Annotated in this window: 11 protein-coding genes; 1 reads left to right on the forward strand and 10 read right to left on the reverse strand. The window is 51.7% G+C overall.

Features of this window, described 5'->3' with window-relative positions:
• Positions 1 to 7: 7 nt before the first annotated feature.
• From EJQ19_RS20505 to EJQ19_RS20520, 4 genes are all read right to left on the reverse strand, one after another.
• Positions 8 to 1,441, reverse strand: a complete 1,434-nt coding sequence (locus tag EJQ19_RS20505) for an ABC transporter substrate-binding protein (RefSeq protein WP_164716645.1) — start codon at positions 1,439 to 1,441, stop codon at positions 8 to 10.
• Between the two features lie 51 nt (positions 1,442 to 1,492).
• Entirely contained in the window at positions 1,493 to 1,840 is a 348-nt protein-coding gene (locus tag EJQ19_RS20510; RefSeq protein WP_126143113.1) for an rRNA adenine N-6-methyltransferase family protein, read from the reverse strand.
• A gap of 477 nt (positions 1,841 to 2,317) precedes the next feature.
• Positions 2,318 to 3,790, reverse strand: coding sequence for a sensor histidine kinase (locus tag EJQ19_RS20515; RefSeq protein WP_126143114.1), 1,473 nt, complete (start codon positions 3,788 to 3,790; stop codon positions 2,318 to 2,320).
• Complete coding sequence (locus EJQ19_RS20520; RefSeq protein WP_126143115.1) at positions 3,781 to 4,482, reverse strand: response regulator transcription factor; 702 nt, start codon at positions 4,480 to 4,482, stop codon at positions 3,781 to 3,783. Before EJQ19_RS20520 ends, EJQ19_RS20515 begins: the two co-directional genes overlap by 10 nt.
• Positions 4,483 to 4,672: 190 nt before the next feature.
• Here EJQ19_RS20520 and EJQ19_RS20525 point away from each other — a divergent pair, with 190 nt between their 5' ends.
• Positions 4,673 to 5,374, forward strand: coding sequence for an aspartate/glutamate racemase family protein (locus EJQ19_RS20525; RefSeq protein WP_126143116.1), 702 nt, complete (start codon positions 4,673 to 4,675; stop codon positions 5,372 to 5,374).
• Positions 5,375 to 5,478: 104 nt separating this feature from the next.
• Here the strand turns inward: EJQ19_RS20525 and EJQ19_RS20530 are convergent, their stop codons facing one another.
• The 6 genes from EJQ19_RS20530 to glmS all read right to left on the reverse strand — a co-directional run bounded on the left by EJQ19_RS20530 (position 5,479) and on the right by glmS (position 12,281).
• A complete protein-coding gene (locus EJQ19_RS20530; RefSeq protein ID WP_126143120.1) occupies positions 5,479 to 5,871 on the reverse strand; it encodes a DoxX family protein in 393 nt (130 codons plus the stop codon).
• Between the two features lie 207 nt (positions 5,872 to 6,078).
• A complete protein-coding gene (locus EJQ19_RS20535; RefSeq protein ID WP_126143117.1) occupies positions 6,079 to 6,969 on the reverse strand; it encodes a hypothetical protein in 891 nt (296 codons plus the stop codon).
• Positions 6,970 to 7,005: 36 nt separating this feature from the next.
• Entirely contained in the window at positions 7,006 to 8,259 is a 1,254-nt protein-coding gene (locus EJQ19_RS20540) for a copper amine oxidase N-terminal domain-containing protein (RefSeq protein ID WP_241243013.1), read from the reverse strand.
• 25 nt (positions 8,260 to 8,284) lie between these two features.
• Positions 8,285 to 9,643 carry a phosphoglucosamine mutase gene (gene glmM, locus EJQ19_RS20545; protein WP_126143118.1) on the reverse strand — a complete coding sequence of 453 codons (1,359 nt, stop codon included), beginning with the start codon at positions 9,641 to 9,643 and terminating at the stop codon, positions 8,285 to 8,287.
• 23 nt (positions 9,644 to 9,666) lie between these two features.
• Entirely contained in the window at positions 9,667 to 10,428 is a 762-nt protein-coding gene (locus EJQ19_RS20550) for an NTP transferase domain-containing protein (RefSeq protein ID WP_126143119.1), read from the reverse strand.
• Between the two features lie 23 nt (positions 10,429 to 10,451).
• Positions 10,452 to 12,281 (reverse strand): glutamine--fructose-6-phosphate transaminase (isomerizing), encoded by a 1,830-nt coding sequence (gene glmS, locus EJQ19_RS20555; protein WP_126143122.1) that lies wholly within the window; start codon positions 12,279 to 12,281, stop codon positions 10,452 to 10,454.
• Positions 12,282 to 12,301 lie beyond the last annotated feature (20 nt).

A 12,301-nucleotide genomic window follows, 5' to 3' on the forward strand; every position in this document is an offset into this window, starting at 1 on the left:
TTTCTGGTCAGCGGTTGCCACGCAACTGCATGCCTTCGCGAATGAGGACGTTCAGTTCCTCCGTCATTTTCTTCGCGGCGCCGTCAACCGTATCTTTATTGTAATAAACCGGCGTAAAGTACTTCTCGAACACCGAATCCACACCCTGATACGTCAGATAAGGATTGAACGGCAGGGCTCCTTTGTTATATTTCAATTCGTTCTGAATGAATGCGAAGTTCATTTTGTCAAAATCCGTTTCTTTGGGCAGTAGTTCCATCAGTTTGCGCGTCCCGGGCAGGGCGAGGCTCGCCTTGACGAGTTCCTCCTCCGGCTTGCCGCCGAGAAACCATTCGTACACCTCCCACGCTTCCTTCAGATGCTTCGAATGGCTGTAGATTATCGCGCCCGTCCCAAAGCCTGTCGGCGAAATCCGGGTTCCCTTATCGGCCACTGGCGCCGGAGCCACGCCAAAGTCGTCCAGACGGTCCTTTGTTAACGGATTGGCTTTCAGGAATCCTGCCCCCCGGTACCCGATCATCATCATCGCGACCTTGTTCTCGACAAACAATTGGCCGACCCACTCGGTTGCCGGATGCAGCGGGTTCGGTCCGATTGTGGATTTGACCGTATCTGCCCAGAACTGAAGCAGGTTCTTCACTTCCGGTTTGGTGTAATCCGCCGATGTGAAGTCGGAGCTGTAAGCGCTGCTTCCCAGCTGCAGAAGCTGCAGGTTGAGCAGATCCTGGTTAGCCGCAATATCGCCTTTGTAATAGGCGAGTCCGTATTGTGTCACCTGGTCCCCGTTTTTCTTCGTCAGCTTCTTTGCCAAGTCTGCCAGTTCGCTCCACGACATCGCTTCTGTGCTGCTGGGAAACGGAATTTGCGCAGCTTCGAACAACTTTTTGTTATAAATCATCGAAAAATCGGGAGACATATCCATGGGGAAGCCGTATATCGGCCCCTCGCCTTGTATTCCCTTCACGCGATCGAAGCGAAACTGGTTGACGTAGGGCAGAAAGTCGTCAGGTTTAAGCACTGAGCTGCTGTTGAAATAATCGGTTAAATCAAGCGCCATCCCTTTGGCGACATAACCTGGCAGCTCCGACAAATCAACGCGAATAATGTCCGGCACATCCCCCGCAGTAATCATCGACATCAACTTGTTGTAATCGGCCGGCACCGTTTCGATTTTGATATTCGGATGTTCTTGCTCGAATTCTGCGATCTTCTCGGGCGTAAATTCGTGATCGTGCATCGTGTGACGGATGACCACTTGTTTTCCTTCGCCGCTGTCTTGCAACGCGGTAGGCGACGAGGTTCCCGTACTCTCGGATGCGCTTGGATTATCCTTGGAAGGCGCTTCCTCCGTTCGTGACGAGTTGCCAGAGCAAGCACTCACGAAGAGTAAGCATACTATTATTAAAGTGTACAGCGATAAGGCTCCCAAACGGTTTTTCATCATCAATTCTCCTTTAATTCCAGTGTGATCATGACTATTATTGATCTAACCCTAACAAACCGAAGAAATGCGCAACTGAGGTGAACTTTTCATTTGTCTGCACGTTTGACGACGTGCGGTTTCATGCATTTTTAACAAGCCTGCTTTCATCTCTCTAATACGATAAAAGGCATTAGCGCCAAATACAATGTCAGCCTCAAGCTCAGGAGCGTCTTCCCATTTGGTCAAAATTGCTTTAGGCGGCAAAATGTTTCTTTTGGCCAGTTGCTGCATAGCTCGTTCAATTAGTGTAATCTCCCTGACGTACGGAGCAAGCAATTGTGTGAAGCCCCCTGTTCCCGGTCCAATTTCAAGGAGATGATCATCCGGTTGAAGGTGCGCATAAATCTTCTTATTCATTATGGGCTGCGAATAGGGAGCTAGAGGATTTCGGTCATCGTATGCAAAGGCGTTCTCTACCCATTAACTGTAATAATTACGATGATGATCGAGAAAAATACCGAGAACTTTACTCTCGGATATTCGTAAAAATTACATTTAATCTGCATTGTATCAACAAAATTGTCTTTCGTCAACCAGCGTTCGCAAGTTGTCTCTGCCCGCAAGTTTACCTATTTCAGAGATAATCCTGAATTTCGAAAGTAACGCTCTATGAAAATATAAAAAAGTGCTCAAATCTTTGGTAGAATGGTGTTTGACTAGAACAACATCACCCAAAGAGAGGAGCACCTTTTAGGTGAAGTCTACCACATCCATCAATTACATCAAGGCTTATATGCCAATTTCATGCTGCGAAAGTTGAGATAGTAATTATAGTTTCATAAATGCCAAAACACCGCAGAAAAGATCCCTCTTCTCTGCGGTGTTTCTATATCGCTACCCAACCAAACTCACCAACGGCTGCGCCGACGAGCGGCTGTCAGAAAGCGGAATCCGGACCTCAAAAGTGCTCCCGACACCCAACTCGCTGCGCACGCGAATGCTGCCGCCATGAAGCTCGACAAGTTCTCGCACAATGGCGAGCCCCAGGCCGGAGGAGCCTTTATGCTTCACGGTTCGGCCTCTATCCACTTTGAAGAAGCGCTCCCAGATAAGCCCTTGATCCTCCGGCGAGATCCCGATGCCCGTATCGGTCACCGTGATGAGGACACACCCTTCTGACGGAACAGCCATCGCCTTCAATTCGATTGTTCCGTTCTCGGTGAACTTCACGGCATTTTTGATCAAATTGTTCAAAATTTGCTCCAGCCGGTCCGGATCGGCGTGCGCCTGCGGTGCATTTTCATCCATTAGGCAGTGAATGACGGTCCCGCGAAGTTCCGCTTCCGGTTGAAATTTAAAGGCCAGCTTGGCCAGCATCGCCTGAACATCGACCGAGAGCCACACCAGATCGATTTCCTTATTTTCCAGCTTCATTAAGTCGGTTATATCATCGACCAATCGGTTCATATGTATAGTTTCGTTGTACATGATTTCGTAATACTTGTCCCGCGCGCCTTCCTCGATCAAACCATCCTGGAGCGCCTCCAAGAACCCCCGCATCGCCGTAAGCGGCGTTCGCAGCTCATGGGATACGTTCGCCAAAAAGTCATGCCGCATCTGATTCAGCTGTCTCTTCTCCAAATCGACGCGGCCAAGCTGATCCATCATGTGATTAATGGTCGTGGCCAGTTCACCGATCTCGTCTTTGGAATCGATTTGAATTCGCTCACTATAATCACCGATGGCAATTTTGGCTGCCGCCTTGTCGATCTGCTGGATGGGTCGGCTAATGGACCACGATAAATAGAAGGATACGCCAAATGAAAAAAAGATACCGAGCAGAGTAACCCACAGGATCGTTTCTCGCAGCTGTCCGATGGTCTCGTTCATCCCTTTCAGCGGCGAATGCAGGACGATACCACCGTAGACGTCGTTGTCTTTTCCCCAGGGGACGGCAATCGAGAGCATACCTTCCTTAAAACCTTCGGACTGATTCCATACGATGGGTTCACCGTTCAGGACTTGGTTAATCACTTCCTTGCTAACGGCCTTGCCTACATTCACCTCATCCTTGGAAGAGGTCGCCACGATGTTTCCGTTCAAGTCAAATATCCAAATACGCGCATCAAAGGCTTGATCGAAAAAGCGCAGCTGCTCCTTAAATCGATCATTCGGTACTATCTGATCCTGAATGGCGAGATTCACCTGCTTGGCTTGCCGGATCATCTCATTGCTTTTGGAGTTGACGATATAGTCCTTGGCAAACAATGAAATCACAAGCCCCACCGCACACAGCCCAAGAAGCACCGTAACGATGGAACTGGTCAGCATTTTGCGAAGAATGCTTTTATTGGCATTTAAGTACATGCGGCTACCTCAAATTTATAGCCCACTCCCCAGACCGTATGAATGCAAACATGATGACAAGGGCTTAACCTTTCACGAAGTTTTTTAATATGGACGTCTACCGTTCGCATATCGCCTAAAAAATCATAGCCCCACACCTGCTCCAGTAGCTGTTCTCTCGTAAATACGTCGCCCGGCGATTTCGCAAAAAAGGCGAGCAGCTCAAACTCTTTCGGACGCATGTCAATCTTCGTACTCCCCGCGAGCACTTCTCGGCGGGTCATATGGATAACCAAATCATCAAACTCATAATGGACAGGGGCATCGACCTCAGCAATCGGCTGTCCCTTCTGCATTCTGCGAAGAATTGCTTTAATGCGCGCCACCAGCTCCCTCGGACTGAAGGGCTTGGTCATATAATCATCGGCGCCCAGCTCAAGGCCCAGCACGCGATCAAACTCATCGTTCTTTGCCGTCAGCATCATGACCGGCACATCATAACGCTTGGTAATTTCCCGGCACGTTTCATAACCGTCCAGCCCCGGCATCATCACATCGAGTATCACAATATCAGGCTTAACTTCCGCTAACATGGTCAGGGCCGAGATACCGTCAGGGGCTTCAATTAATTCGATGAGCTGCTGACGGAAGTAGAGCCGGATGATTTCTCTCACGTTGGGATCGTCATCTGCAATCAACACTTTCCAAGGCACAAGCGGTCACACCTTTCTATGATCATCCCATAGATTTCTGACATGACTTCCATTTTAAGGGGGTATTTGCTTGTGTATTGTGAATAATACAAGGTGACTGTGAGATAAACTTCGTTTCAATTCCTCATTTCTTGTATTGATGCACGCCTTATGCGAGAATAAATGATAATACGTGTGAGGTGCATAATACATGAAAACAATTGGACTAATTGGCGGGATGAGCTGGGAATCTTCCCTGCTGTATTACCAAATCATAAATGAAACTGTGAAAGAGAGACTCGGGGGACATCATTCAGCGAAGAGCCTCATGTATTCGGTGGATTTTCAGGAGATTAAAGCCTTACAGGAGCAAGGGAACTGGGCTGAAGCAACGAAAATAATGGTAGCGTCGGCGCAAAAGCTTGAAAGGGCCGGGGCAGATGTCATTGTCATTTGTACGAATACCATGCATAAGATGGCACGAGAAGTTGAGGAAGCGGTCACGATTCCGTTCCTTCATATCGCAGACGCCACCGCAGCTGAAATTGTGAAAAATGGCATCAAGCGAGTCGCTTTACTTGGCACTGCTTTTACGATGGAACAAGAATTTTACAAGGGGAGACTCACTGAAAAGTTTGGGCTTGAGGTGATCGTGCCGGATAAAGAGGAACGCAAACTTGTCCATGATATTATTTATCAAGAACTGTGTCTTGGCGTGCTGAATGAAGCTTCCAAGCAAATCTACGTCAACATCATAGATCGCCTTGAGAAGCAAGGAGCAGAAGCCGTTATTCTGGGCTGTACAGAAATAACGCTGCTCATCTCGCAAAAAGATAGCCGAATTCCTGTCTATGATACCACAAGGATCCATGCTGTGCGTGCCGTTGATTTTGCTTTAAACGACGAAAAGTAACCCCCCAGCGTAGACCAAGGGGCGTCAGGCGCCCCCAAATCTCGTATAAAAGTCTTAACGAAAAAAGGAGCAACTGCCGGACGCGGCAATCTGCTCCCTACGCACTATTTGCTACTCCAAATCAAATTTCGAAATCTTCCGTCCATTAGCCAGATCGGTGCCCAGGCTATAATCGCAAAATAGACCGGAAACAGCGTATTGGACCACAACGGATTATCCACTCTGAGCTGCGCAGCTACCGCTCCTCCCAAAAAGCCGGTGAGCAGAAGCGCACCCAAAAACCGAGTTCGCGGTATCGCATACAGAATGGTGCAGACTAAACTCAACACGCTGATGACCGCTAAGTGATCCTCCGCAAAACCAAGACTAAGCGTACCTTCGATGACTTCCTTGGGCTTGATGATTTTGCCAATGCCATCGAACAGCATGAACAGGATAACAATTCCACTTAAAATTCGTGCCGCCCATAACCGTCCCTTAGATATTTCGATTGCCATTTTTGCCGGTTTAATTCCTACTTCCAATTTGTTCATTTGCTTCTTCACTCTCCTGATTCGAATTATAAGACTTCAATTTTTTCTTCTCATTTATTTAGACGATAATGAGTTCCCATATTCATCGGTCTCATTGTTCAGGAAGCAAAAAAAATAAAAAAAAGTGGCCTCAGTCTCGATTTCAAGACTAAGGCCGCTTTTTTACTTTTTTCACCACGAAGCCAACGCCGTTCGCTTCCATGTATTAGGTGCTACACACACATACACATACCCGTCATCCCACGCCATCTCTCCCACTTCGCCGGGGGCCGTAGACGAGGCCGGCGTCATCGATTTCCGGATGCGGATGCTGTCGTCACTGACGTCCAGCTTCGTCTTCGCGTCCGAGTTGCCAATCCCGATATTGCCGCTACTGCGGCTAATCGATAACGGATTGTCCAGGGCTTTGCCGTCATCCGAATACCGGATGATCTGCAGATTGGAGCCGGCATTTCCTCCGGTTTCCTTGGTGTTATCAGCCCGCATCGCCCAGCGGGGCGTCGTCACGTTCCCCTCATCCGCTTTCGCCCAAGTCAGATCACGATTGACGCCTTCCGTTCCGGCAACGCGCAGAATGCCATCCATCACATTAAAATTAGCGGAATGCGTGCGAATTTCAGCCACATCCTGGTCGAATGGAATTTCGAGACGTGTAAACAGCTCGTTCGGGTTTTTGCCGTCAGGAGACATCGTCGTTTCGAACGACATATGGTTATGATCGTGCTGCTCCGGGTTATTTGCTTTGGCATGCGCGATGATCGCCGCCTTGTCCTTGCCGTTCTCATCTAACCAGGCGATGGCCGGCTTCGCTCGGTCTTTGGTCCACTGCAGCCGGATGAGATCCGACAAGTGGCCTTCCGAGGAGATCCACTGCTTATCGGTAGAAAGATGAATCCGATCATTATGAGGGACCTCCAGGCCTCCTCCCGGTAAAGACGATTCCTGAAAGGTACCGGTCGCTCCAGCTGCCTCATGGCCGCCTGTGTAAGCGAAGGCCATCCCTGAGACACCGAGCGCCGCACCCGCCAACAGTGAGATCGCCAAGCCTGTCATCATTTTCATTTTTGCATCCTACTCCTTCCTGTTCATCGAATCCGCTCAGCGATTAGCATTCAATAGCTCGACCCACCTTACGTAATCATGGATCGCGATGCCGCTATAGCTCGGATAAAGGGAGAGGCTTTCCTTGACCTGTTTCAATTCCGACTCCATCAGCGAAGCCTTCGATTGATAAAAGGTCGTATGATCAGCTTCCTTACTAGGCAGCGTATCCACGGCAATGACGGCCTTTTTCCTCAGCGTAGCTGCTTCTAAAATAATGGATTTGGCAGTGGCAATGATACCGTTGCCCCCGAGCGCCTGATTCCGATAAGCCATAATGACAACGCTGTCCGCCTTCTCGAGCAGCCAAGCGCTAAAGGAATAGCTGGAACCCGGAACGCTCAGGCTATAAGTCCAAAAAGGAATATCGAAAGCCATCGTCATGCTGCGATCCGCGCTTTTCACTTCGGATTCAATGAATCGAATCGTAGCCATCCATCGTTCGAGCACCCAGGTCTGATTGGTTTTCCACATGTCCAAGGTGTAAGGTTCAATATCAAAGTGGAAACCTTGGAAGCGCTCCAGCGCACTGACCGACGCATTATATTGCGTAACAGCTGCAATCCATTGCCGAATGACGCTCTGGTTATTCTCATAGATCCAATCCGATTGGCCGGCCAGCGCCTCCACCTTGATCCCCTGATCATTCGCTCTGCGGATAAAATTACGGTAAACATCCTGACTCGGATACGTTTTTTCATAGCGCAGATAAATGGCAGCCAGTTTCTGATTCGCCGCAAACTGAAGAATACGGTCACCATCCGTCTCAATCAGCTTGCTGTCCCAAATCCAAGTGGATCTTTGCGCCTTGTCCGCCGACGTGATCAGTACCATATTCCGTTCCCCCACCCAATCGACATCGGCCCCGAGACTCTCGCTAACCGCTCTCAGCGGCACCAGGGTGCGGTCATTTTTCAGGACAGCCGGAGCACTTAACTCCACCTGCCTGCCGTTAACCGAAGCGACGTTTTGTCCAATGGTTAATAAGGTTGTGGCATACGGACTGCGAAAGGTTACCTGTTCCAGCGAACGATTCCATTCCACCTCAGCCCCCAGTTTTTCGGCAATTGCTCTTGCCGGCACCATCGTACTTCCCGTCTGTTCATCGATGTAGGGTTGGGCATCTGTAAAGGCGATTTTTTCCCCGTTGACCTCTACCCCAGGCTCTGTGATCAGCGAGTACACCGGGAAAAATAAAGGAGCGCTCGTTACAAGTAGAACAAAGATTAGGCATACCATCGTCTTTCCCACAGGGACTTTCATAGGGAGAAATGAATTAAACCACGCGGTATTCAAGCTCTTCCTTGACCACCTCTACAATGCCCGCCACATAACCGGACAGCTCCCTTTCATCCGGTCCTTCCGCCATTACGCGCACCAGGGGTTCCGTGCCCGAAGGCCTTACCAAGACACGGCCGCGGCCGGCCATCTCCGTTTCCACCCGGCGGATGACGGCATGGATGCGGCGATTGCCTTCCAGCTTGGTTTTATGGTTTACCCGCACATTCACCACCAGCTGAGGGTACTTGATGACAGGGGACGCGAGCTTCGACAAAGGCTTCCCTGTTTGAAGCATCACCTGCAGCAGCTGAACGGCCGATAACAGGCCATCTCCTGTCGTCGAATGATCCAGCAAAATGATATGCCCCGACGACTCACCGCCCAGGTTGTACCCGCCGCTGCGCATCGCTTCCATGACATGCCGGTCTCCGACCTTGCTTTGGAACGAGTCGAGGCCGATATTATGCAGCGCTTGATGAAAGCCCAGATTACTCATGACAGTAGACACGACGGTGTTGTGACGCAGACGTCCCTGCTTGGCCAGATGAGCGGCAAGGATATAGAGGATGTGATCCCCGTCCAAAATCTCACCCCGCTCATCAACCGCGATCAGTCGGTCCGCATCCCCGTCGAACGAAAGTCCCGCATGGGCCTTGTGGTCCCGCACAGCTTTACGCAAATACTCCGGATGCGTGGAGCCGCAATCCTGATTAATATTTAAACCGTCCGGGAGATGATGCAAGAGCACCGTCTCCGCGCCCAATTCGGCGAACAGCTGCGGAGCCAGCGCTGAAGCCGCCCCGTTCGCGCAATCGAGCACGATTTTGCAGCCGGACAGCCCCACCGCTGCCGTCGACTTCAAGTAGCTTACGTAGTCCTGCGCGCCTTGCGAATTATCACGCAGCGTGCCAACCTCCGCTCCCGTAGGGCGGGAGCTCCGATGCTCGTTCCCCTGCAAGCGGCGCTCGACCTCCGCTTCCCAGGCATCCGGCATTTTGAAGCCGTCCCTGCCAAAAAACTTAATCCCGTTATCCTCCACCGGATTATGCGAAGCGGAGATCATCACCCCTGCATCCATACCGGATTGCCGCGAATAATAAGCCACACCCGGCGTCGGCAGAACGCCCAGCCTAATGACATCCGCCCCGGCGGATAACAACCCAGCAACCAAGGCCGCTTCCAGCATAGGCCCGGAAATACGCGTATCCCGTCCGATGGCCACGGCAGGCCGACGGCCTTCACAACTACGCCCCAACATCCAGCCAACAATCAGCCCTAATTCAAAGGCCAGCTCTGGTGTCAACTCGCTGTTCGCGACCCCTCTGACGCCGTCTGTACCAAAAATAGCTCCCATATCCGTTCTCCTCCCTCTACTTTTTATGCAAAAATCCCCTTGCGCGCATAAAAGGCCCGATTCGCCTCTTCCAATTGTTCCGGGGTGTTAATCCCCATGACCTCCGTCCCATCCTCGAGGGTCACCGCCCCGAATCGCTTGTGTGCGCCGGAAATCCCTCTCTGGCGCATCACCTTCACGATGTCGGTCAAGTAGTACTCCTGCTGCGCATTGGCATTGGTAATGCCCGGAAGCGCCTCAAACAAGCTTTCATTATCGAAACAGAAAATGCCCGTGTTAATCTCCGTAATCCGTTTCTGCTCAGGCGTTGCGTCCTTCTCTTCAATAATATCGACGACTTCGCCGCTCACAGCATCGCGGATAATTCGGCCATAGCCCGTAGGGTCCTGCACGATCGCGGTCAACACCACCCCGGCGCTTGCCCCCGCCCGCTGAGCCGCCAGCAGCCGCTCGATGGTGGATGGCCGGATGAGCGGCGTATCGCCCGTCAGTACCAAAGTCGAGCCGCTGCGGCCTTTGAGAAGAGGCTCAGCCTGGAGAACGGCGTGTGCCGTTCCAAGCTGTTGTTTCTGGAACGCATAGGTCACCCGCGTGCCTAAGCACTTCTCCACCAGCTCGCCCCGGTGCCCGACCACGGCCACAATGCCGGTGATCGGCATCGCTTCCAGCTTGTCCACCAAACGGACGATCATCGGAACGCCTCCGACGGGATGAAGCACTTTAGGCAGCTCCGACTTCATCCGTGTGCCTTTTCCTGCCGCCAACAGAATAGCCCATGCTTCCATGTGGTTCAGCTCCCTCCGAATCGTTATTCAACCGTCACACTTTTGGCCAAGTTGCGTGGCTTATCAATATCGTTCCCCAGCGCCAAGGAGGCGTAGTAGGAGATTAACTGCAGCGGCACGACAGCCAAAATCGGTGCCAGCAGCTGATGAGACGGCGGGATGAAGCAGATTTCATCGACCGCGTTGAGCAGCCCGACATTGCCCTCCACCGTAATCCCCATAACGTGGGCTCCACGGGCTTTGACTTCTTTGATATTGCTCACGGCTTTTTCGTACAGATCCATCTGTGTAGCCAGCGCAATCACCGGCGTATCCTTCTCGATCAGCGCCAACGTACCGTGCTTGAGCTCTCCGGCTGCATAAGCCTCCGAGTGGATATAAGAGATCTCTTTCAACTTGAGCGATCCCTCAAGCGCAACGGCGTAATCAAGGCCCCTTCCGATAAAAAACAGGCTGTCCGCATCCTTGATCGATTCCGCATACAGCTTCACTTCGTTGGCGTTTTCCAGCACCTTCTCCACCTGGACGGGAAGCGACTTCAAGCCTTGCACCAGCTCCGCATGAAGCTCGGCGGACAGCGTTTTTCTTTCCTGGGCCAAATACAGGCTGAACAGATAGAACGCAAGCAGTTGAGCGGTATACGCCTTCGTCGAAGCCACCGCAATTTCCGGGCCGGCCTTCGTGGCGATGACATAGTCCGCATCCCGCGCGATCGAACTGGTTGGCACATTCGTGATGGCCAGTATTCTCGCGCCTTGCCTTCTGCTCTCTTGCAGCGCAGCAAGCGTATCCGCCGTTTCCCCGGATTGGCTCACGACGATGACGAGCGTTCGTTCCGTAATAATCGGGTCCCGGTATCGGAATTCCGAGGCAATATCGCACTGCACAGGGATGCGCGTCAACTTCTCCAGCACCGTGCTGCCGACAAGTCCGGCATGGTAGGCGGTGCCGCAAGCCACGATAAAAATTTTATCCACCTGCTGGAACGCGTCTGCTGCATGCGCCAATTCCGGGAAGCTCACTTGGCCCCCCTCATCCAAGCGCCCGAGCATCGTATTCCGCAGCGTTAACGGCTGTTCGTGAATTTCCTTCAGCATAAAGTGCGCATACGGTCCCTTTTCCACCTGATCTGCGCTCCAATCGATCTGCAGCAGCTTGCACGCCGCCGGCTTCCCCGTCTCGATTTTCGTGATGGAGATACCCCCCTGGGTAAGGACAGCCATATCCCCATCCTCCAAAATATACACATCACGCGTATGCTCAATCAGCGCGGAGATGTCCGAAGCCATGAAGTACTCTCCCTCACCCTCGCCGATCACAAGCGGACTCGATTGTCTGAACGCGATCAGCTTATCCGGCTCATACTCCGTCATGACACCAAGGGAATACGCCCCTTGCAGCCTCCCTATGACCGCCAGCATGGCGGTGTAAATGTCCCCTTCGTAATGCTCGGCAAGCAAGTGCGCAATGACCTCCGTATCGGTCTCGGAAGCAAAAGTGACACCTTTCTGCTCCAGCTCTGTTTTCAGCTCCATATAATTTTCCACAATGCCGTTGTGCACGACTGTGAATTTCCCCGACATATCCGTATGGGGATGGGAGTTGGCATCCGACGGTCTGCCGTGAGTCGCCCAGCGCGTATGCCCGATACCCACCGATCCTTTCAACGGCTGCTTGTCCAGCTGACCCGCTAAGTTGGCCAGACGTCCCTCCGCCTTGCTCACCTTGACCTGATCCTGTACCAGAACCGCGATCCCTGCGGAATCATACCCTCGGTACTCCAGCTTGCTTAATCCGTTCAACAAAATCGGCTGTACATCTCGCCTTCCAATATATCCTACAATGCCACACATCCGATGTGTGGCATTGTAGG

This window comes from Paenibacillus whitsoniae (assembly GCF_003955665.1).
Taxonomy (GTDB): Bacteria; Bacillota; Bacilli; order Paenibacillales; family NBRC-103111; genus Paenibacillus_E; species Paenibacillus_E whitsoniae.

Coding starts and splice junctions, on each gene's coding strand:
- EJQ19_RS20510 (WP_126143113.1), bottom strand. CDS start 1,840: ATGAATAAGAAGATTTATGCGCACCTTCAACCGGATGATCATCTCCTT.
- EJQ19_RS20515 (WP_126143114.1), bottom strand. CDS start 3,790: ATGTACTTAAATGCCAATAAAAGCATTCTTCGCAAAATGCTGACCAGT.
- EJQ19_RS20550 (WP_126143119.1), bottom strand. CDS start 10,428: ATGGAAGCATGGGCTATTCTGTTGGCGGCAGGAAAAGGCACACGGATG.
- EJQ19_RS20530 (WP_126143120.1), bottom strand. CDS start 5,871: ATGGCAATCGAAATATCTAAGGGACGGTTATGGGCGGCACGAATTTTA.
- glmM (WP_126143118.1), bottom strand. CDS start 9,643: ATGGGAGCTATTTTTGGTACAGACGGCGTCAGAGGGGTCGCGAACAGC.
- EJQ19_RS20535 (WP_126143117.1), bottom strand. CDS start 6,969: ATGAAAATGATGACAGGCTTGGCGATCTCACTGTTGGCGGGTGCGGCG.
- EJQ19_RS20505 (WP_164716645.1), bottom strand. CDS start 1,441: ATGAAAAACCGTTTGGGAGCCTTATCGCTGTACACTTTAATAATAGTA.
- glmS (WP_126143122.1), bottom strand. CDS start 12,281: ATGTGTGGCATTGTAGGATATATTGGAAGGCGAGATGTACAGCCGATT.
- EJQ19_RS20525 (WP_126143116.1), top strand. CDS start 4,673: ATGAAAACAATTGGACTAATTGGCGGGATGAGCTGGGAATCTTCCCTG.